The sequence below is a fragment of the Aliarcobacter lanthieri genome (assembly GCF_013201625.1).
Classification (GTDB): Bacteria; Campylobacterota; Campylobacteria; order Campylobacterales; family Arcobacteraceae; genus Aliarcobacter; species Aliarcobacter lanthieri.
The window spans coordinates 1,324,129-1,346,040 of sequence record NZ_CP053839.1; the positions used below are offsets into that span (position 1 = coordinate 1,324,129).

The 21,912-nt window shown below is 24.7% G+C and carries 23 protein-coding genes; 8 read left to right on the forward strand and 15 right to left on the reverse strand.

What is annotated here, in order from left to right; translation table 11 throughout:
• Positions 1–6 precede the first annotated feature (6 nt).
• Together ALANTH_RS06725 and ALANTH_RS06730 are read right to left on the reverse strand one after the other, a co-directional pair.
• On the reverse strand, positions 7–2,205 hold the full coding sequence (locus ALANTH_RS06725; RefSeq protein WP_026807846.1) for a tetratricopeptide repeat protein: 2,199 nt from the start codon (positions 2,203–2,205) through the stop codon (positions 7–9).
• Positions 2,205–2,762: a gamma-glutamylcyclotransferase gene (locus ALANTH_RS06730; RefSeq protein ID WP_026807847.1), complete on the reverse strand. Its 558-nt coding sequence runs from the start codon at positions 2,760–2,762 to the stop codon at positions 2,205–2,207. Before ALANTH_RS06730 ends, ALANTH_RS06725 begins: the two co-directional genes overlap by 1 nt.
• A gap of 137 nt (positions 2,763–2,899) precedes the next feature.
• On the opposite strand from ALANTH_RS06730, the gene ALANTH_RS06735 reads away from it, so the two are divergent.
• Together ALANTH_RS06735 and lgt are read left to right on the forward strand one after the other, a co-directional pair.
• On the forward strand, positions 2,900–4,180 hold the full coding sequence (locus tag ALANTH_RS06735) for a (Fe-S)-binding protein (RefSeq protein ID WP_026804452.1): 1,281 nt from the start codon (positions 2,900–2,902) through the stop codon (positions 4,178–4,180).
• Position 4,181: 1 nt separating this feature from the next.
• A complete protein-coding gene (gene lgt / locus ALANTH_RS06740; RefSeq protein WP_026807848.1) occupies positions 4,182–4,994 on the forward strand; it encodes a prolipoprotein diacylglyceryl transferase in 813 nt (270 codons plus the stop codon).
• 16 nt (positions 4,995–5,010) lie between these two features.
• Here lgt and ALANTH_RS06745 read toward each other — a convergent pair whose 3' ends face one another.
• From ALANTH_RS06745 to ALANTH_RS06765, 5 genes are all read right to left on the reverse strand, one after another.
• On the reverse strand, positions 5,011–5,208 hold the full coding sequence (locus ALANTH_RS06745; protein ID WP_026804454.1) for a hypothetical protein: 198 nt from the start codon (positions 5,206–5,208) through the stop codon (positions 5,011–5,013).
• 17 nt (positions 5,209–5,225) lie between these two features.
• On the reverse strand, positions 5,226–5,924 hold the full coding sequence (locus ALANTH_RS06750; RefSeq protein ID WP_026804455.1) for a response regulator transcription factor: 699 nt from the start codon (positions 5,922–5,924) through the stop codon (positions 5,226–5,228).
• Between the two features lie 73 nt (positions 5,925–5,997).
• Complete coding sequence (locus ALANTH_RS06755) at positions 5,998–8,547, reverse strand: methyl-accepting chemotaxis protein (protein WP_026807849.1); 2,550 nt, start codon at positions 8,545–8,547, stop codon at positions 5,998–6,000.
• Between the two features lie 70 nt (positions 8,548–8,617).
• Positions 8,618–9,637, reverse strand: coding sequence for an aldo/keto reductase (locus ALANTH_RS06760; protein WP_026807850.1), 1,020 nt, complete (start codon positions 9,635–9,637; stop codon positions 8,618–8,620).
• Between the two features lie 90 nt (positions 9,638–9,727).
• On the reverse strand, positions 9,728–10,702 hold the full coding sequence (locus ALANTH_RS06765; protein ID WP_026807851.1) for an SLAC1 anion channel family protein: 975 nt from the start codon (positions 10,700–10,702) through the stop codon (positions 9,728–9,730).
• A gap of 50 nt (positions 10,703–10,752) precedes the next feature.
• On the opposite strand from ALANTH_RS06765, the gene ALANTH_RS06770 reads away from it, so the two are divergent.
• Positions 10,753–10,962 carry a hypothetical protein gene (locus ALANTH_RS06770; protein WP_026807852.1) on the forward strand — a complete coding sequence of 70 codons (210 nt, stop codon included), beginning with the start codon at positions 10,753–10,755 and terminating at the stop codon, positions 10,960–10,962.
• A gap of 6 nt (positions 10,963–10,968) precedes the next feature.
• Here the strand turns inward: ALANTH_RS06770 and ALANTH_RS06775 are convergent, their stop codons facing one another.
• From ALANTH_RS06775 to recR, 3 genes are read right to left on the reverse strand one after another with little or no spacing between them, the layout of a single operon-like run.
• Positions 10,969–11,892 carry a dUTP diphosphatase gene (locus ALANTH_RS06775; protein WP_034236775.1) on the reverse strand — a complete coding sequence of 308 codons (924 nt, stop codon included), beginning with the start codon at positions 11,890–11,892 and terminating at the stop codon, positions 10,969–10,971.
• A gap of 1 nt (position 11,893) precedes the next feature.
• A complete protein-coding gene (locus ALANTH_RS06780; RefSeq protein ID WP_026804461.1) occupies positions 11,894–12,076 on the reverse strand; it encodes a hypothetical protein in 183 nt (60 codons plus the stop codon).
• 1 nt (position 12,077) lies between these two features.
• Positions 12,078–12,650: a recombination mediator RecR gene (gene recR / locus ALANTH_RS06785; protein ID WP_026804462.1), complete on the reverse strand. Its 573-nt coding sequence runs from the start codon at positions 12,648–12,650 to the stop codon at positions 12,078–12,080.
• Between the two features lie 109 nt (positions 12,651–12,759).
• Here recR and dnaJ point away from each other — a divergent pair, with 109 nt between their 5' ends.
• Complete coding sequence (gene dnaJ, locus ALANTH_RS06790) at positions 12,760–13,869, forward strand: molecular chaperone DnaJ (RefSeq protein ID WP_026804463.1); 1,110 nt, start codon at positions 12,760–12,762, stop codon at positions 13,867–13,869.
• A gap of 29 nt (positions 13,870–13,898) precedes the next feature.
• On the forward strand, positions 13,899–14,492 hold the full coding sequence (locus tag ALANTH_RS06795) for a hypothetical protein (protein ID WP_026807854.1): 594 nt from the start codon (positions 13,899–13,901) through the stop codon (positions 14,490–14,492).
• On the opposite strand, the gene ALANTH_RS06800 is transcribed toward ALANTH_RS06795, so the two are convergent.
• On the reverse strand, positions 14,489–15,142 hold the full coding sequence (locus ALANTH_RS06800) for a hypothetical protein (protein WP_026804465.1): 654 nt from the start codon (positions 15,140–15,142) through the stop codon (positions 14,489–14,491). The two genes, ALANTH_RS06795 and ALANTH_RS06800, sit on opposite strands and share 4 nt — an antisense overlap.
• A gap of 13 nt (positions 15,143–15,155) precedes the next feature.
• Complete coding sequence (locus tag ALANTH_RS06805) at positions 15,156–15,980, reverse strand: ferritin-like domain-containing protein (RefSeq protein WP_026804466.1); 825 nt, start codon at positions 15,978–15,980, stop codon at positions 15,156–15,158.
• Between the two features lie 54 nt (positions 15,981–16,034).
• On the opposite strand from ALANTH_RS06805, the gene ALANTH_RS06810 reads away from it, so the two are divergent.
• The 3 genes from ALANTH_RS06810 to ALANTH_RS06820 are packed head-to-tail and all read left to right on the forward strand — an operon-like array spanning position 16,035 to position 18,509.
• On the forward strand, positions 16,035–16,631 hold the full coding sequence (locus ALANTH_RS06810; protein ID WP_026807855.1) for an MBL fold metallo-hydrolase: 597 nt from the start codon (positions 16,035–16,037) through the stop codon (positions 16,629–16,631).
• Positions 16,610–17,527, forward strand: coding sequence for a GGDEF domain-containing protein (locus tag ALANTH_RS06815; protein WP_172658507.1), 918 nt, complete (start codon positions 16,610–16,612; stop codon positions 17,525–17,527). Before ALANTH_RS06810 ends, ALANTH_RS06815 begins: the two co-directional genes overlap by 22 nt.
• 7 nt (positions 17,528–17,534) lie before the next feature.
• Positions 17,535–18,509, forward strand: coding sequence for a GGDEF domain-containing protein (locus ALANTH_RS06820; RefSeq protein WP_026804469.1), 975 nt, complete (start codon positions 17,535–17,537; stop codon positions 18,507–18,509).
• Here ALANTH_RS06820 and cmoB read toward each other — a convergent pair whose 3' ends face one another.
• The 3 genes from cmoB to ALANTH_RS11520 are packed head-to-tail and all read right to left on the reverse strand — an operon-like array spanning position 18,510 to position 21,837.
• The gene (gene cmoB / locus ALANTH_RS06825) at positions 18,510–19,424 is read right to left on the reverse strand and encodes a tRNA 5-methoxyuridine(34)/uridine 5-oxyacetic acid(34) synthase CmoB (protein WP_026804470.1); all 915 of its coding nucleotides are present in this window, start codon (positions 19,422–19,424) and stop codon (positions 18,510–18,512) included.
• Between the two features lie 33 nt (positions 19,425–19,457).
• Positions 19,458–21,209, reverse strand: a complete 1,752-nt coding sequence (locus ALANTH_RS06830) for a GGDEF domain-containing protein (RefSeq protein WP_029888336.1) — start codon at positions 21,207–21,209, stop codon at positions 19,458–19,460.
• Positions 21,210–21,249: 40 nt separating this feature from the next.
• Complete coding sequence (locus tag ALANTH_RS11520) at positions 21,250–21,837, reverse strand: response regulator transcription factor (RefSeq protein WP_026807858.1); 588 nt, start codon at positions 21,835–21,837, stop codon at positions 21,250–21,252.
• Positions 21,838–21,912: the final 75 nt, after the last annotated feature.

The window sequence follows — 21,912 nt, forward strand, 5'->3', positions numbered from 1 at the left end:
ATAGAATTACTCTAAAAATTGAATTCTAACTATTTTATCATCTTTTCTAAATACATTATAAATTTCTTTTATCTGTTTATATTCACTTTTGGAAAAATTTAAAATATTTCTTTCTAATTTTAAAATAATATCTTCATAATCTAATTTTAGTAAGCTTCTTGCTATATAGTTTTCGATTAAGACCATCCCTAATCTTTTTATAGATTTTGTCTCTTCTAAAATTTCTAAAGCTTCATTTGTTACTTCTAAAACTTCAAAACACTGCTTTTCATCATATGATATTGATATTTTATATAAAATATTTAAAGCAAAATTATGTAAAACAATAGGCATTTCATCTCTATCTCCTACGGATTCTTTTAAAATAACCCCTAGTTTTCCTAGTTTTATAGCTTTATCTATAATTTCATTATCTTTATTCATTTCTACAAGATACTTTAATCTATATGAAATTGCCATATTTACAAATGTTGCTCCATATTCAAAAGCACCTAATGCTGGAATAGATAAACACTTTAAATAAAATTTTATTGCTTCATCATAATCTTCTTCCCATTCACACAGATTTGCTTTAATATTATAAAAATGCCATAACCATAATGGATTATTATCTTCATTATGAGAGAAAAGTAAATTTTCTAAATTTTCTAAAGCTTTTATTCCTTCAGTTTTTAGTTTATTCTCTCTTTGAAAGATAATTATCCATGATTTTCTTTGATAATATTTTATTTCAATATCTAATGGTTTAATATTTTTTCCAATACTAAATTCTTTTGGCAAAAACTTATATGCAAGATCAAAATTACCCATTCTCTCATATAAAGAACATATATTTAAAATATATTTATTTGGATTTATCTCATACAAATATTGATTGATAAGAATAGATTGTTCAAAATATCCATTTCTTTCAAATAAAAAGGCTAAATCATTTAAAGCTAAAATTGATATTTTTCTATAATATGATTTTGTAGAGTCTTCAAAACTATTTATATCATTTGAATCAAACATAAATCCTGCAATATCAAACCAATAATCATTTATCAATTCATATTGTTGTTTCTCTTTTATAGAATTTATAAATTTTTCTAAAATTTTTATAACTCTCTTTTCATCTAAAACTAAATCTTTAACATAATAATATAAAATTAAAAGTGAAATAGGATTTTCAAAAGTTGAAATACAATCTTCAAGATGATTTCTTAAATATTGAGACAATTCTTTTTTTTGAGTATTTAATTCTTTAAATTTTACATTTTTTGTAAAATATATCTGTAAAGATTTCTCTTGAGATAAAAAACCAAAATCATCAAAACTTCTACTTATAAAGCTTTGGAAGCCAAAACTTAAACTATTTTTATCTTTATATAAATTAAAATTATTCCCACAATATTCAAAAATTTCTAATGATATAAATCTATTTATATCACTATTTTTTATAATATTAGTGGAACAAAGTTGAAGTAAAGAATAAAAAATTTGCTCTTTTTTTGATAATAATATATCTACATCAAAATTATTGTCTGGTATAGAATATCTAAGCACTTTTACATTAGATATTCCTAAATTAATTAATTGTTTTTCAAGTATTTCTACTTTATCACTTCTAACATAAAAATAAATATTTATAAATTTATGTAAAATTATTTCTATAAAATTACTCCAAAGCCAATGTCTCTCATCTTCTAAATCAAAATTATACAAATGAATCTCTATTTTTTTATCAAAATTTGAATATGCAAATTTTAATCTTTTTATTTTTCTAATCTCTTTATTAAACCAAGAACTAATAAGATTTCTAAATTCATTTCCAGAAGAATCTAAAATTTTTGGCATAAAAAGAAGACAAAAAAATAAAAAAACAACAAAGAATAAAGATATATAATCTTTTAAATCAAAGTTTGTAGGCATTTCAAGTACAATTTTCTTTAAAAAGTCCTCATAAATAGCAATAGTTAAAAACGCTAATAATATTACAAATACTGAAATTAAAGATATAGCTAAAGGAATTAATCTCTTATTTAAAGTATATAAAAAACTAGTATTTTTACCTACTAATAAATTTATATCTGCTTCAAATTTATCTAAAGTATCATTTTCACAATATGTTATATGTAAAGATTTATCATCTTTAAAAATAGAACTATAGTTTATAGAAACTCTTTTGTTATTTGCTAATTTTGAAGTAATTATTGTGCAATTCATTATTTTTCTTGTTTTGAAGCTTGATTTTGTAAAGTATCACTAAAACTATATACTCCATCTTTTAATGGAAAAGGGAAATTATTTAAAATATCATCAAAATTTATTTGAAAATCTTTTGAAAAATCTTTTATTCCTTCTTTTACTATATCAATATATCTTTTTGGAATAAAAGTATTAATATCTCCAATATTAGCTATTTTATCTTCATTCGTAGTCATAAAAGCCACTAAATTATCTTCAAGTTCTAAATTTAAAATATCTTCTTTTTTTATAGTAATACAACTGTAATTTTTTTCCCTTTGTTTTAAAACCTCAAACTCTTCTTCAGTTATTTTTATTACAACTCCAAATATAGTTGAATTTTTATCTTTTTGTATATTTAAAAATACTCCATTTACTTCTACATTATCAAATTTTATTGATTCAAGTGCATTCCAAACTCTTTTATATCCTCTTATTTCTATAGGTAATAAATCTTCTTTTTTTAACTCTCTTTTTTTAAATGAGTTTTGAGCACTTTTTATATTTACTAATGATCCAAAGCCAAATAAATACATAAAAAACCTCTCTTTACTAGATGATAAATTCTATCCTTTTTTGCTTTAAGATAGGAGAAAATGCCAATTTAACAACTTTTAACTATTTTTTTTGTATATTAAATCTTTTATTATAGAATTTATAAGGCTTTTTTTAAATGGAAAAATTCGATTATACAAAGATATCAGATGATTGTGTTAAGTGTGGAAAATGTAAACCAGTTTGTACAATTTTTAATATCAATCAAGATGAAGCAACAAGCCCTAGAGGATTTATAGATCTATTAGGAGCTTACAAAAGAGATGAACTTGAACTAGATGATACAGCAAAAAATATTTTTGAATCATGTTTTTTGTGTACAAACTGTGTTGAAGTCTGTCCAAATGATTTACCAACAGATATGATAATAGAACAAGTAAGAAGTGATATTGCAAAAAAATATGGAATTGCTTGGTATAAAAGGCTATTCTTCTTTCTTTTAAGACATAGAAAAATTATGGATTTTATGTCAAAACTAGGATATATGTTTCAAACATGTGCTATAAAAATAGATGAAGCTAAAAAGAGTGCAGTTCCACGATTTTCTCTTCCAATAGTAAAGAAAAATCGAGCATTACCTTATGCTGATAGTACGAGTTTTTTAAATAAATATCCAGAAAATATCATTGTAAAAGATGAGAATAGAAAAGGAAAAGTAGCAATTTTTATAGGCTGTATGAGTAACTATACATATACAAATACTGGTGATAGTTTGGTAAAAATATTAAAAAAATTAGAGCTTGACATTTTTATACCTAAAAAACAACTTTGCTGTGGAGCACCTGCATATTTTACAGGTGCTTTTGATACTGTTGATTATTTAACTAAAAAAAATATTGAGTATTTTGAATCATGGATAGATGATGTTGATGCTGTAATAATTCCAGAAGCAACTTGTAGTGCAATGATAAATAAAGATTGGGAGCATTATTTACATAACCAACCTGAATGGAAAGAAAGAGCCATAAAATTATCTAAAAAAATATTTTTAGCTACAAAATGGCTAGAAAATAATACTGAACTCAAAAATTTATTAGCAAAAAGTGGAAAAAAGTTTGACCAAATGGTAACATACCATGATCCATGTCATGCTAAAAAAATGCAAGGAGTTTGGAAAGAGCCAAGAGAACTTCTAAAACAAAACTATGTTTTAAAAGAGATGAGTGATTCAAATAGATGTTGTGGATTTGGTGGAGTTACTATGCAAACTGAAAAGTATGAATTTTCTAAAGCTGCTGGAGCACCAAAAGCAGCAATGATAAGAGATACTAAAGCACAAATAGTTAGTGCAGAGTGTAGTGCCTGTAGAATGCAAATAACAAACTCTTTATATTTAGCAGATGTTGATGTTGTATTTAAAAACCCTATAGAATTAATAGCTGAAGCATTGGAAGATTAATATGGAATTTTGGCAAAATATATACTCTAATTTTAATCCAGTAGCATTTAATATTGGAGAAATAGCAGTTCATTGGTATGGAATAATGTATGCTCTAGCACTCTTGAGTGCTATATTTATTGCAAAATGGTTTATAAAATATGATAATATAAATATTAGTCAAGATATATTTGATTCATATATATGGTGGGCTGAAATTGGTGTTATTTTAGGAGCAAGACTTGGTTATGTATTATTTTATGATACACAAACAATGTTCTACCTTACACATCCTTGGCAAATCTTCAATCCTTATGTAAATGGTTCTTATGTTGGTATTTCTGGGATGAGCTACCATGGGGCATTTTTAGGATTTATAATAGCGTCATATTTATTCTCTATTAGAAAAAAAGTGTCTTTTTGGTTTATAACTGATATTGCAGTTCTTGGAATTAGTGCTGCATATATTTTTGGAAGAATTGGAAACTTCTTTAATCAAGAATTAGTAGGAAGAATTACAGATGTTCCCTGGGGAATATATGTTGAAGGGATATTAAGACATCCTTCACAAATTTATGAAGCAATATTAGAAGGATTAATTGTATTCTTAATATTAGTATATTTTAGAAAAAGAAAAAGCTTTGATGGTCAATTAGCCTTAATGTATGGAATTTTATATGCAATTGCTAGAATTATTGCAGAATTTTATAGAGAACCTGATTCTCAATTAGGATTTTTAGCTGGGAATTGGTTAACAATGGGGATTTTACAATCTTTAGTAATATTAGTTGTTTGCTTAGGTATTTATAGTGTGAGAAGAAATACAAACAAGTAAGATAATACTTGTTTGTTTAATAAAGAGGTTTCTTTTTAATTATTTTATAAAGTTTTGCATTTGCAATATCTTGAAGAAATTTTGGTTCGATTTCATGAAGGGCAACAATATCAACAATACTATTATCCATATACCAACCTTTACCAGTATCCACAATTTTCTCTGATTCAAACATTTCAATCAGTTCTTCTTTTGAGACTATAATTTCTTCCAAATCACACCTATCAAAATTTAATTTTTTATAATATCTATTGTATAACCTCTTCCCGAGTGGTTTTTAATAATTTCATAATAAGTCTTTTGTCTAATTTTATTTACAATATTTCTCATAGTATAAATTGACATTTCCTTACCTTTCCAAACAACATCTTTTATCATATCATAATCTGTAATTTCATCTTTTCTGCTTATTAGAAGTTTTAAGAAAGATTTTTCAAGTCTAGTGAAGTCTATAATAGCACCACCTTTTTTGAAAAATTGATCTCTATATTCGTCAAAATAGATTCCATGACTCAATTCTATTTTATCAGATCTTTTTGTTTGGTTAATACACATAACTATTGATAACTTTAAATTTATTAAATCAAGTGGTTTTAATAAAAAAGTATATGCTTGAATATTAACCGCGTCAAAAATCTTATCTTCACTATCTTCTGAAGATATAACTATTTTTGGAATAAATGAAGCTACACTCTGAATTTTTGAAGTTAATTCTTCAAAAATTCCTTTTTGTATATCTAAATCAACTATAATGATATCTGATGAAGATATACTTTTTGAATTTATTTCATCATTACTTGAAATAAGCTTTATATCTTTAAATTTAGATCCAAACTCTTTTTTTATAGATTCTTTAGTAGTAGTATCATCACTTATAACAAATACCCTTATATTACTTACTTTTCTAATATTTTTTAAACTTCTTTCCATGTTCTCTCTTTATATAAATAATTTTATCTTTAGAATAATAACAAAAAAGATACTAAATTGTCAAAGTTTTTTATTATTTTCTTTTATTACAATTTATTTCTCTAATACTATCTAAAGAATGGAATACCTTTGTAGTATTAGCTTCTATATGATTAGATACTTCTAATATCTCACTATTTGGACTATTTTTTTCATATAAATTTATTGTTTTTTGAACAAAACTATGTACATTATCATGAGCTTTCTTCAATTCTTCCCACTCTTGTGACTGTGCAAACTCATGATTTTCATGAGAAGCCAACCATTTACCAAGATTGCACTCTTTTGAATTTGTTACAGTAAAACTATTACCTACTTTACATTGTGAAAAACTTTTGTTCTTAAAGTTAATATGATCTGATTTTAATCTATTTATCTCAACAATCATACTTGAATCACAAATTCTTTTACTAGCTGATTTATCAAAACTTGTTTGATTTATAGCTTCATTTAACTCTTCTGCAAGTTGAGAAGTTTTTGCTGCCATTTCATTAATAGTTGATGCTAAAGAAGCATTTTTTTGAGTAGCTTGGTCTAAGCTATTCACTGTAGCACTAATCTGACTCATAGCTTGTTGTTGTTCTTTAGAAGCAGTAGAAACATCTTCAATTAATCTTATTGTAACATCAATATTCTCGTTTAATTCATTAAACCCTTCAATCATACTTGTAGTTACTTCTTTTCCTTCATTTGCTTTTGATGTTGCATGTTCTACTAAATCTTTTATCTCTTTAGCTGCTTCTGCACTTCTTGCTGCTAGATTTCTTACTTCTTGTGCTACAACTGCGAAACCTTTTCCTGCTTCTCCTGCTGTTGCTGCTTCTACTGCTGCATTTAAACTTAGGATATTTGTTTGAAATGCTATATTATCTATCACAGATATTGCTTCATTTATTCTATTTACTTGACTATTTATATCATCCATAGAAGTAGCTGTTTTTTGAGCTAATTCTTTTCCTATTTGAGTAGATTTTGTTACATTTTCTGCATATTTTGCCATATTTATAGCATTTTCTGTACTTCTTGTAATTGTTGCGCTAATTTCTTCTATTGCAGCTGCCGTTTCTTCAAGACTAGCTGCTTGAATATTAGAAGAATTACTTAAATTTGAAGATGCTTCAGCTAATTCTTTTGAACTATGAGTTAATTCTACATTAGATTTTTCTATTAAACACATAATTTCATTAACAGTTGATTGAGTTACTAAAATTCCATTTAATAAAGATGCCATCAATCCTGTAATGTTATTTATTTTAGGAATTTCATAGTCAAATTTAGCATTTGACAGTGCAATTAAAGCCTCATTTATAACTAATAGATTTGTTCCCATTTTATCTATCAATCCATTTATTTCTGAAATCAGTGAATTAACTCTATCAGAGTTACCTTTACTTTCTATTTTTTCATTAAATAATCCAGCATTTACCATTTCAATAATATCTTTTGCTTCTTGAATCACTAGATTATCTTTTTGTAATCCAACTTCAATAGAGTCTAAATAGTTATTAAAACTTGTAACAACATCCCCTATTTCATCATTTGATGTAACTTCAATTCTTATATTATCTCCTGAAGAATTTTTTGCTACTTCATCAATAGATTTTTTTAGTTTAAATATAGGCTTAATAATTCCATTTTTCATATTTAGTAAAGAAATAAGCATAGTTATTAAAAGTGATGCAACTAAAATAGTTAAAGCAATAAATATTATCCTTGAAGCTTGATCTATTTCATTTGTAACATCTGATATTGGCTCAGCAATTAAACTAATTCCAAGATTTTTACTATTAAAATCTTTAACTTCTGAATATGTATAAAAATATTTTTTAGTTATAAAATATTTATCTTTTAAAAGTTTATCAAAATTAATTTTTTTAGTATCTTCTAAAAAATCTTGATTTATAAATTTTTGTGATATTAAATATCTATCAAGTTTATTTTCATCTTTAATTTTAGTAGTTGCTAAACTTGCATCCATTAAAAGTAAAAATGCTTTATTCTCTTCATCAAAAGATTTTGCAACAGAATTAATACCTTGCATAAATTCCATAGAACCTACATGATTTTTATTTTCATCAAAGATAGGAACAACTGAACGAATACTTAAACCATCATTTCCTATTTCAAAACTATTTATAGCTTTTTTATCACTATTTACTTTAACAACACTTGCTCTAAAAGAACTTAAATCATCACCAAAATCTGTTGGTTTCCAAGAACGTAGAAAAGATTTATTATCTTTTGTGTGAAGATGAATCTGAATATTTTGAAATGGTGTAGATTCTTTCATTTTAATAGATAGTTCAGATAAAGTTTTTATAGCTAACTCTCTATTATTAGTAGCTAAAGCTTCTTTTATAGATGAATCATTTGCTATTGAGATTGCATTTGAAATACCAACATCTAGTTTAGCTTCAATTTTTAAAGCACTCAAAGAATTTAAATTATCTATAACTTTGTACTGGATATCTTCCGTTAAGTCATTTTTATATTTATTTAAAATTAAATACCCAAATACTAAAACCAATATAGTAACTGCTATATTGATAATAGTAAATTTCCAACTAATAGTCAAGTTTTTCATTATACCCCTTTTATGTAGATTAGGGCATTTTAATTTATAATTAGTTAAATATTAATAAAAATTATATTTATTAACCCATAGGGTATAAAATCTCTTTCTGTATTTGCTCAATTTTACTCAATAATTCATCATTTATATTAAAATCAAAAGCTTTTAAAGAATCATCTAACTGCTCTATTTTTCTAGCTCCAATTATAGTTGAAGCTACAAAATCAAAGTGCTTAGAATATGAAATAGCTAAAGTAACAGGACTTACTTCATACTCTTTTGCTAATTTTAAATATTTTTGAGTAGCTTGTAAAGTTTTATCATTTACAAATCTATTTGCCATAGCCTGGACTCTTTTACTTTTTTCTTTTAGATAAATAGAAAATCTTACATCTGGTGATACAAATTCATTATTATATTTTCCACTTAAAACTCCTCCAGCCATAGGAGAATATGGTAATAATGATATATTTTCTCTTCTACAAACATTTGCTAATTCATCATGAAATCTTGGATTTAATAATGAAAAATTATTTTGAATAGACTCAAATCGAACAAGACCTTTATATTTACTAACTTCATTTGCTTTTGTAAGTCCATAAGCACTATCATTTGAAGTTCCAATATATCGCACTTTTCCTTCACGAACAAGTTCATCAAAAGCTTTTAAGCTCTCTTCAATTGGCACAATAGTATCAGGCCAATGCATTTGATATAAATCTACATAATCAGTTTGAAGTCTTTTTAAGCTATCTTCAATAGCCTTTTTTATATGAAAACTATCTATAGCAGTAAATCCATGACGTACTGGTGGAACAAACCAACCAGAAGCTGCTCCTGCTATTTTTGTTGCTAAAATCACACTATATCTTGGTTTTGTTTTTAGCCATTCTCCAACAATAAGTTCTGTATTCCCAATAGTATCTTTTTTGGGAGTTACAGGATAAAGTTCTGCCGTATCAAAAAAATTTATTCCTCTATCATAAGCTTTATCTAAAATTTTAAATGCTTCATCTTTAGAAGTACTACTTCCAAAAGTCATAGTTCCTAAACATATAGAACTAACTCTAAGTCCACTTTTTCCAATATATCTAAATTCCATAGAAAATCCTTTAAATAAGTTTCTTATATAGAAGAAACCAATAATTTTATACTACTTAATAAAAGTAGAAAAGCCTATTAATATCTTATCCTATTCCATAATACAAATTTCTTGTTTTAAGATATGTTGTACTGTTTTAAAAGCAACTAAAAGTACTATTATAGTTGTAATTACACTAAAGATGTAAGACAAAACCTCATAAAAAAAGTTTTGTGTTAAATCATACATTAAAATTGTACTAAGTGTAACTGCAGCCATAGGAAATGTAAATGCCCACCAAGATATAAAAAACTTTATTTTTACAAAATTTTTATACATAAAAAATAGTAAAATCACAAAAAATATTCCTAAACTAAATAAAATTTGGGAAAAGAAATCTAAACTAGAAGTCAATTTTATATATGAAATAAATCCTATAGCTGGTGGAGCTATTAGAATAAACATTGTTGGTAAAAATTTAGGAGCAAAAGGGTTATGAAAAATAATTCTATTTAAAATAATAGAAAATAGAATTATCCAAAAAAATACTCCTACTGCAAAGTAAAAAATCAAAATCTGATTATCAACAAAACCTGTTCCTGCTATTGGAACTATCAGATTTCCAACAATTGGTATAAACCATGCTGGATTTGAATGAATTATTTCAAGATTATTATTTATCCAAAATCTAATTGTATAAAAAGTAAAAAATATATGTAAACTTGCACCAACATAAAAAAATATCTCTGATGCTTCCATATAATAGTCTTTATAAGTTGCTGACAAAATAAGCATTGATATTGAGATAGCTGCAAAGAAATTTATTCTTATAGGATGATTTAGTTCTTTTAGAACCTCCTCTTTATATTTTATAATTTTTAATAAATACGTAAAAATTAGAATAAAAAATAAAATTGTTGTAATAGTTATTAATGTTGTAGCAAAAAATTTTGGAAAATTAAAAGTTGAATACAATCTCTCAAAAACTAAAGTCAAACCACCAAGTCCCATAATAGTAGCAAACATCATTATTGGGAAAAACTGCAATCTATTTGAAGGAATTGCTTTAATACTCTCTTGTTGCATTTTAAATCCTATTTTTGTAAAATTATTTAATATTAAATTTTGGAGTAAATTTGGCAAAAATAAAAAAAATAGTAGATTTAAAAAATGAAAATCTTACTTTCATACAAAAAGATGAAACAATAAAACTACTAAATTTTAACCAAAATTCTATGAGTTTGGATATTGCTATTTTTAAAAATGATAAATTTATAAAAAATAGCAAAATTGTTTTTGCTCATTTACCCAAAAAGCTAAAAGCAAAATTAAATCCTAAAGCTTAAAATCTATTAAGCTTTATTATATTCAATACCTAATTGTTTATAAAGTTCTTCAAAACTCACATCTTCAATCTTTTCAAGTAAGTTTACCATTACAACATTATCTTCATTTCCATTCCAAATTTTTTTGTAAGTTCCTTCTTTATAACCATTATCTTGTCTAAATTGATTTAAACAATTCTTTCCAATATATAATTTTTGAAGCCAAGTAAAAGATAAACCAGCAATTTTACAACATCTAAAATATTGTTCAATAAATCTTTCTATTCCACTAAAAGATGGCATATTTTTTGTATCTATTGCTAAAGATATATAAGATAATTTTTCTGCTTCTTTTACAACAAGTTTTATATCTATATTATTTGAAGCTTCATATATACAATGAGTATTTACTAAAGATACAGCTTTTGGAACATTTGTTTCTTGTAAAATATAAGACATTAAGAAATGCCAAATATCAACTAATTCAACATGAATATTATTCATATCTGGACTTGAATTTATATTTTTCCAGTGTTTCCAAGGAGTTGAATCTATAAGTTCTGCAACTTCCATATGAATACATCTAAGCCAATTTATCTCTTTTCCAAATTTATTACTACCTAGTTCCCAATTTTTACCATTTGTTGAATCATTTAGTTGTTTTTGTAATAAAAACATCTCTTCAAGTTTATGAGGGAAAGATGAAGCTTCTTCAAGAAGTGTTGCTAGAGGTAAACACTCTTCAACTATACTTTCTAAAGAAATACTAGCTGGTAGAACATCTTTATCACCTTTTAAAGTATGTAAAAGCAAAGATACTAAATATGGAACTTCATCTTTTTCTATCCAAGCTAAAACTTCATTTGAGCTTATCTTTGCATAAGATATAAACTCATCAACAGAACTAAATCCTATACTTTTTATTGCCTCTTTAAAATCTTTATATAACAAATCAACTCCTATTTTCAAATTTTTTTTCTATAAAAAGTTTACAATCTTCTCCACTACTATTTTTTACAACAATAGAAGGAAGAACTCTTGATTTAAAACCATAAGATTTACATCCATGTGGTTTATTTTGCTCCCAAGTAACAAAATAGTGTATACATTTTTGGCATACAACTCTTTTTTGCATTCTAAACCTCTACTCTACTTTGAATAGCTTTAGATAAAGATAATAAATCAACATTCTCAAGACTTACACCTGTTGGAACACCTTGTGCTATTTTTGTAAAAGTTATATCAAAATCTTTTAATTTATCTTCAATAAATAGTATAAAAGCATCATTCGCAATAGATGGAGTAATAGCAAAAAGTATATTTTTAACTTCATTATTTTTTATAAAATCTTGAAGTTTAATAATCTCATCAATAACTAATTCATCTATTACAAAATATCTTCCATCAAACTCTTTTGATTCTTCAATTATAAATATATCTTTTGCACTTTGAACAATACAAAGTTTTGTTTTATCTCTACTCTCATCCAAACAATATTCACAGATTTCATGTTCACTCATAGAACCACACCTCTTACATTTTTTTATACTTTTTAGTGCATTTTCTATACTATGAGCTATTTTTATTCCACAATAATTGTCATTCATAACAATATGATAAGCAAGTCTTAAAGCTGATTTTTTACCAATAGTTGGTAAAGACTCAAAAGCTTCAACTAATTCATAAAATTTTTCTAATCCTCTATTCATTTTGGGATTATATCGAAATAAAAATTAATCAGCTTAATAAGAAATTATTTACTTTTTAGTTAGAATATTCACTTTATAAAATTTTATTATATTTTTGGGAGATTGCAAATTGCTTGAAGTTGATTATTATGAATTATTAGAAGTTAGTAAGACATCAGACAAATCTACTATTAAAAAAGCCTATAGAAAACTGGCTATGCAGTATCATCCTGATAAAAATCCAGATGATCAAGAAGCTGAAGAAAAATTCAAAGCTATAAATGAAGCTTATCAAGTATTGAGTGATGAAGAAAAAAGAGCTTTATATGATAGATATGGTAAAGCTGGACTAGAAGGGCATGGTCAAAGAGGTGGTTTTAGTGGTTTTGATGATTTAGGTTCAATGTTTGAAGAGATGTTTGGTTTTGGAGGAAGAAGTAGCAAGAAGGAAAGAAAAACTTATAACTATAATTTAGATACAGTTATTAGTATATCTTTAGAGTTTAATGAGGCAGTTTTTGGGTGTAAAAAAGAGATAACATACAAATATAAAACTGCTTGTAAATCTTGTAGTGGAACTGGTGCAAAAGATGGTAAGTTAGCTACTTGTAAAACTTGTGGAGGAGTTGGTCAAGTTCACTCAAGACAAGGATTTATGACTTTTGCACAAACTTGTCCAAACTGTTCTGGAACAGGACAATCAAAAGCAGAAGCTTGTAGTTCTTGCAAAGGCGTTGGATATGAAGAAGTTAAAGATAGTTTCAAAGTTGATATCCCTGAGGGTGTAAATGATGGAATGAGAATAAGAGTTTCAAATAGAGGAAATATTGCACCAAATGGTCAAAGAGGAGATCTATATTTAGAAGTTAATGTAAAAGAAGATTCTCACTTTGTAAGACATGATGATGATATCTATTTTGAAGCACCTATTTTCTTTACTCAAGTTATTTTAGGAGCAAAAATAAAAATACCTAGTTTAAGAGGAGAATTAGAGCTCGAAATTCCAAAAGGCGTAAAAGACAAACAACAATTTACATTTAGGAATGAAGGTGTCAAATCTGTTCAAGGATATGGAAAGGGTAATTTAATTGTTCAAGTTAAAATAGAATATCCAAAAAGTTTAAATAGTGAACAAAAAGAACTTCTAGAAAAACTTCAAGAAAGTTTTGGATTAGAGAGTACTCCACATGAAACAAAATTTGAAGGAGTATTTGATAAAGTTAAGAAATGGTTTTCTTAAAAAATTAAATAATACAAAGGAAACATAATATGAAATTAGAATATGTAGGATTTAGACCCATTATAAGTCAAAATGGTATATCTTTTAAACAAGGTAAAGATGATAAATTCATCTATTTACCTTATGTATATGAAATTATTAATGCATTATCAAATAATTATGAAACAAACAAAAATTACTCATATAGTATAAAAGTAGGTTCAGATAATATTAGTAAGTTATATAATAGGATATTAGATCATTTCTCAAATTTAGATGAAGATATTGAAAAAAAATTAAATTCTTATGAAAAACATTTAGATTTGGAACTTGAAGATATTGAAAATAGAACTAATTTGAGTGATATAGAAAAAGATATTTATAAAACAAACTTAAATTTAATGAGAGATTATAGAATAAAAAGAGCAAAAAATAAAATTTTTTACTATTATAGTGTATTATCTATTGCTGAAACTATAAAAACCAATAAAATAAAAGAGATAAATATACCTTTTAATGAAAAGTTTTGGCATGTTATTAAAACTTTACAAGGTGTTTTAGCATCTGAAAAAATAAATAGTAATATAAAAGTAGAATATATCGATTCTAATTTAAGACTAAAATTCTTAACGTCAATATACTAAAATTGTTTAATAATATCAAGATTAATCTTATCTATATTTTTATATTTATCGATTAAATCTTGGTATTCTAAAGTATAGTTCTTATATAAAAAAGAATATTTGTCATCATTTTTATACTTATCATAACCTTTCTTATAATTTTTTCCTAAAACACTTATAAAATCAAAAGAGTTTATTTCTAATAAAATATCATCCAAATCTTCTTTTGATGTTTGTGATTTTTCACCATCTAATCTATTTTTCATAGATTTATGAAGTAAATCAAATAATGAATTTGAACCACCAAATTTTGATTTTAAGTAACTTCTTTTATCTTCATATTTATTACTTAAATAATCAAATCCTACATCAAAAGGTTGTCCTAATACTGTATTAAACAAAGCTTTGGATAGTTTTTCATCATTTGAAAACAATGTAGCAACACGTAGATTTTTTGCTATATTTTTTTTATCTTCATCTTTAAAATGTACTTCAATCTCTTCTAAACTTATTCCTTTAATATTTTCAAAAGTTAAACTATCATCTCTTGGTATATCTTTATTTATTATATTTTCAACATTCGATAAAAATCCACTTCCTATATTTTTATCATTATTGTCATTTAAATTTTTTAATTTAAAAAAAGCAACATCATAATTTGAATTAATCATATTTAACCTCTATCTAAAAACAATCATCTTTTTTTGATAATGTCTTTAATTCATTACAAGAGAATCCTGCTTCTTTTCTAGCACTAAAATTTAAATCCATCTTTCTTTTTGAACTACCAGGGAAAACTTTTTCTATTAATTCTAAATATGTGCTTTCTGGTTCTAAATTTAGTCTTTGACACTCATATTTAAACCAAATATCGCCTTTTTTTACATGATCAACTTCTTCTTTTAGTATAATTTCTAAGGCTTTTATAAATTTTGTATTAAACTCATCTTTATTTGAATTAAGTTTTTGCATAATTTTTGGATTTTGGTCAAGTCCATTTGCTTCTAAATACCTTGGAACACAAGCCATTCTACTTAAAAAATCTGGTGTTTGTTGCATAGCTTCAAAAAGATTTTTATGTACATCAAAATCTCCATATTTACCACCTAATTCTTTTAATAATTCTTCTAGCATTAAAAAATGCCTTATTTCATCATTAGCAACTTCAAGCCAATCTTGATAATATTTTAGTGGCAAATTTTTAAATCTTAAACTAGCATCAAGTGCTAAATCAATAGCAGAATACTCTATATGTAAAATAGTATGAACTAAATACTTTTTACCTTCGATACTCTTAAAATTCTTTATTTCAGGTAAAGCTGTAGGTTTTAAAATATTTAGAAATGTTGAATATGATGGTTCTTGTTCTTTTAAACTTGGTGGGTTATAATCATTAGTGAAGTGAAAATTACCACTTAAAAAATCATTATAGAAAATTCTAAATTTTTCTATCTTTTCATTTGGTAATCTTGTTAATAAAATATCTTCAAGAACCTTATAATAATTCATAGATTAACCTTTTTTTAGTTATAATGGAGTAATTTTAGCAAACTAAGGTTTAAAATGCAGATTAAAGTTCATCCTATGGGTGATTATCAAACAAATTGCTATATAATAACTATTGAAGGTAAAGATATCATAATTGATCCAGGATATGAAGCTACTACTTGGATTAAATATAATACTACAAATCCTATTGCTGTTTTAAATACACATGGTCACTTTGACCATATTTGGTCAAACCAAGAAGTAAAAGAACTATTTAATATAAGCTTATATACTCCAAAAGATGATGAATTTATGCTAACGTTAAATCCTTATAATCTAGGAATGCCTCCTTCATATGCTGATATTTTAGTAAATCCAGATGAAGAAATTGAAATTGATAACATCAAAATAAAATTCCACCATTTTCCAGGTCATACTCCAGGTTGTAGTGTTATAGAAATAAATGAAACTTTATTTAGTGGAGATTTTATTTTTAAAGGTACTATTGGAAGATTTGATTTTCCAATGTCAAATGCAAAAGATATGAAAAATAGTATAAATAAAATTTTAAAATGGAATAAAGATTTCCATATCTATCCAGGACATGGTCAAAAAACAACTTTAAACAATGAAATAGAAAATCTTAGACAATGGGAAAAGCATATAAGATGAACCTATCTTTTGAAAATATTACAAATCTAAACCAAAAACTAATTTCATTTGATAATAATAAATCATATATTAAAATATTTCATTTTTTAGAAGAAAATTTTAAAGTAGATTCAATAAAAATCTATATCAAAGAAAATGGTAAAAATAGAAATATTTTTGATAATTCTCAAGATAACAATCAGTTTTTTTATACACAAAAATTTAAATTATCAAATGAAATTGAACTAATATTTGGACTAATTTTTTTAAATATTGAGAATTTGAAAAATATACAAAATAATGTAGAAAAGATAAATCTACTTTTAAAAAATTTTTCAAATATAATATATATAAAAATTTTAGAAAATAAGTTAAATAGTTCATTAATTATAGATAGTTTAACAAATTGCTATAATAGGACTTATTTAAACCATTGTATTCCACCTCTATTTAGTCTTGCACTAAGAGAAGGGAATAAAATAGCTTTTTTAGTAGTAGAAGTTGACCATTTTAAAGCAGTACTAGATGAATTTAACTATGAAATTGGGGATAAAGTTATATTAACTCTAGCTAATGTATTAAAATCTCAAGTAAGAGAATCTGATTTAATTATTAGAATGGCAAATGATACTTTTTTTGTAATTTTACAAAATATTGTAAAAGAAGAAAATGCTCTACTTGTAGCAAATAAATTAATAGCTACTTTTAAAAATGAACAAGTAGTTGTAAATCAACAAACAGGGCAAGTTTTAATGAAAACTATCTCTATAGGAATTACTTTTTATCCAAAAGATGGCTTAGATTTAGATACAATTATAAGAAAGTCAGATATTGCTGTAAGAGAAGCGAAAAATAATTCTAGAGGTAGTGCATTTTTATTTAACGAAGAAGAAACATCAAAAATTGAACTTTTTTAGGGAACATATGAAAAATAGTATTTTAAATTTAATAAAAAGATCAGCAAGTGATCCAGAGTCTTTTGAAGCTATACAAAGCATTTTTAAGTTATATGAACAACTACAATATGCAACAAATTTAAACCAAGTTGCTGTTGATATTTTTGATTGGTTAGAAAGAGAATTTGATGTAAAGAATTTAGTATTTTCTCTATTTGATATCAATAAAAATGAAAAACTAGATGTATTATCAAGAGGAAAAGATTTTTTTTTAGATGATGATCTATCTCACTATTTTATAGTAAATACTCATACAAATATGAATGCTACAGTGTCTTTTTGTGCATCTTCAGTTGAACACTCTAATTTTTTAGAAGAAAATTATAATACTATTGATTCAGCATTTTTTATAATATCTACAATAGTTCAAAACTCTATTTTAAAGAAAAATTTCATAGAATCAGCATCTTTAGATTCTGTTACAAATGTTTTAACGAGACAATATATGATTGAAAATTTATCTTCTTATTTAAAATTATCAAATAATAAACAAAATGAAATTTACCTACTTATGATAGGTATTGATAGATTTAAATCAGTTATTGATGAATTTGATTATGAGATATCAGATAAAATGTTAGTTCAACTAGCAAGAGTTATTCACTCAAATATAAATGAATTTGATTTAGTTGGACGATTAGAGTCTGATACTTTTTTAGTATCAATTTTAAGTCATGAAGATGAACACCAAGCCTGTGAAATAGCAAAAAAGATAATCTCTGATTTTTCACAAGTTGAAGTTGTTGTAGATGAAAATAGTGGTCAAACTTTGAAAAAAAGTATAAGTATAGGATTTGAAAGATTTGAACTTAATTCTAGTAAAACAGTCAATGATGCAATAAAAAATGCAGATATAGCTTTATATGAAGCCAAAAATAAAGGTAGAGGGCAATTTTTTAAATTTTCCCAAATATCTACTATTAGTAATGTTGAACTATTTTAGTTATAAAACTTTTCTAGCTTTAACATAAACTCTTTTTGGTGCTGGATAACCTTCTACTGTTTTTGTACTATCTTCTTTATCTAAAAAGTCTTCTAAACTTTCATCAAAACTCCAAGGCGTTTTTCTTTGCTCACTAGATGTTGTAACTACTGTTGCTAATATTTCTATATTTTCAAATCCAGCTCGTTCAAGCCAATTCTTAAGTGCAGAAATTGTAGGAATAAAATATATATTTGGAATCTTTGAATATCTTTTATTTGGAGTTAAACATATTTCATCTTCTCCATCTATCATAAAAGTATCAATTAATATCTCTCCTTTACTATTTAATCCTCGAGCTAGTGATTTTAAAGTTCCAACAGGATCTGCTCTATGATATAAAACTCCTAGCATAAAGATAAAATCAAATTTATGATTATAAAATTCTAAATGTTCAACTCCAAGCATTTCATAAATAATATCTGATTTTACAAAATGATTTATAAATTCAAATTGGTGTAAAGTCAAAGGTGAAGGATCAAATCCAACTAATCTTTTAGGACAATCTTCAAGCATTCTAAACATATAATATCCATTGTTACATCCAATATCTGCAACAATTTTATCTTTTAAATTAAAATATGGTCGAATAAGATTATATTTTATATTACTTTGCCATTCACTATCGATTTCTAAATCAAAAATTTTAAATGGTCCTTTTCTCCAAGGAATTAGCTTTTTAGCTGTTTTAAGTATAACTTCATACTCATCATCACTTAAATCTACCCTATTCCCAATACTAAACCAATCACCATAATCTATATTTAAATCTTTTTTTTCTATTTTACAAGCTTCTTTTAGTTGTAAAAACCATGGTTCAACATTTTTCCAAGTTCGACAATCGTCTTTTTTCTTTTTTAGCTCTTCTAAATTCATAAATGCAATTATAGATAGTTTAGCTTAAAGTTATTAAAAAATTTCAACTCTATCTCTTCCACCTGCTTTTGCTATATATAAAGCTTTATCTGCATTTGATATAATCTCATCATAAGTTAGAACTCCTTGTTTATAAGAAGAACAACCAATACTCATAGTTACACTATTTGGATAAGTAGAAAATTTATATTCTTTTATAGCTTTATTTAATTTTAAAGCCAATTCTCTTGCTCCTGTTAGAGGTGTTTCAGGGCATATAATCAAGAATTCTTCACCACCCCATCTTCCAAGGATATCAACATTTCTAATACTATTTTTTAAAATTTCTGCTGTCTCTTTTAATACATCATCTCCTACTTGATGACCAAAATTATCATTTATCTTTTTAAAAAAATCTATATCTATAAGAATAATAGAAAAAATAGTATTATATCTTAGAGCTCTATCAATATTTTCTTGTAAAACCTTATCAAGTTTTACACGGTTATATAATCCTGTCAATTTATCAGTAATAGATAAAGTTAAAAGCTCTTTATTTTTAAAAGACAATTCTTTTGTTCTCTCTTCAACTTTTTGCTCTAATGAGTGTTGATACTCATGAATAGATTTTGCCATATCTAAAAAAGCATTAGATAAGATAGAAACTTCTAAAATTGAACTATTTACTTTAGATACTTCTTTATAATTTCTATTTTTTATTTTTACACTCTCTCTTACCAATCTATATATTGGTTTTACAATAATTTTTGAAAAATATAAAATAATTGGTATCATAAGAATACCTATTATTCCTAGAGTCATTACAAGTTTTAATGTTTGCATATGATACGGCTGTATCGTTTTTTTATAATCAGCAAATAGTATTATATATTCATCTTGACTACTATTTTTTATAGGTATAATTTGTACAATATAACTATTATCTCTTAAATCAATTATCTTTATTTCTTTAAAATATAAAATATTTTCATAAGATTTAAAAAATTCTTCAAGTAAACTTTCATCTTTTGTAATAGAAGATATAGCCTGTTTATCATAGTTTCTAAATAAAAATAAATCCATACTATTTTCATCAATATTATCTCTAAATAAATTTTTAAAATCTTCCATTAAAAAATCAATAGAAACAACATTTTCAGTATCAGCTAACTTTTTAGAATAAGTTATTCCAAAAGTATCTATATTCGAAAATTTATATGGTGATGTTTTTACAGGACTTCCACTATTTTCTAATGCTAACTTATACCAAGGTCTTTTTGTAGCATCATAATTATTATTTAATTCAATTTTTTTTGAAGTTTGATTTAAATATTCATCATATAAATAAAGCTCTCTTTGTTTTATATTTTCACCATCAATTTTTATAAGTAGCCATTTGTCTGTATTTTTTGCATTATAAGTATCTCTTAAATTTTTATCTATGTCAAGACTTATAACTTCATAAAAACTTCCATCACTATATCCTGTATATGCTGCATAATATTTTTTTTGTAATTTTAATATATCTACATAAGCTTTAAAATTTTCATCTTGTTCAATCTTATTCTTTTTATTTATAAAACTTAGCATTTCTATTGTATTAAAATTTGATTGTTCTGCACTTTTTATCGAAGATTCAACGTTATAAGCTAGACTTTCTAATTTAGTATTAATACTTTTTTTGGCTAATTCATTATCTATATAAAGTAATTGTATCCCAAAAATAAAGATTAATAAAAATATTATAAATCCAAATAGAGATAAAACTGTTGTTTTTAATGATTTTTCTTTATTGAAAAAATTCATACTTATCCTTAAATATTTATTTGTAAATATATTTTAATTATTATATAAATAATTTTGTAAATGATATCCTATCGTGAACATCTAGTTTGTTGTAAATATTTTTAATATGTTTTTTAACAGTATTTACTGATATATCCAACTCATAGCTTATTTCTTGATTTTTATACCCTATTTTTAAAAATTCTGCTACTTTTTTTTCAGAAGAAGTTAGTTTTTCTAATATTTTATCATTAGCATTTTCAAATTTTGATATTTCTTTAATTAAACCTTGTGTTATATGTGGGAGGATCCATACATAATCATTCTTTACAGCTTCAATAGACGATTTAAAGAATGATAAACTCATAAAAGAGTTTCCATATCCATCTACTCCTAAATAAAGATATCTTTTAGCATTTAATATATTAGGTTCTCTTTCTAATAAAATAATTTTATTATTTTTATCTTTTATTTTTTTAAATTTTTGTATTTTGTTTTTTATATTCGTACAACTACTTAAAATCAAAATAGAATTTTTAATACTAAAAAGTTCATCTTCATTATATAATATAGATGATTCATTATCTTGTATAAATTTTTCCCATCTTGAAATAAGAGCAATGTCACTACTAAAAAGTATAATTTTCATTTAATTTTCTATCCCTACACTAATAATACATAATATTATCTAATAATAATTAAGAAATAAATAAAAAGAAGATTT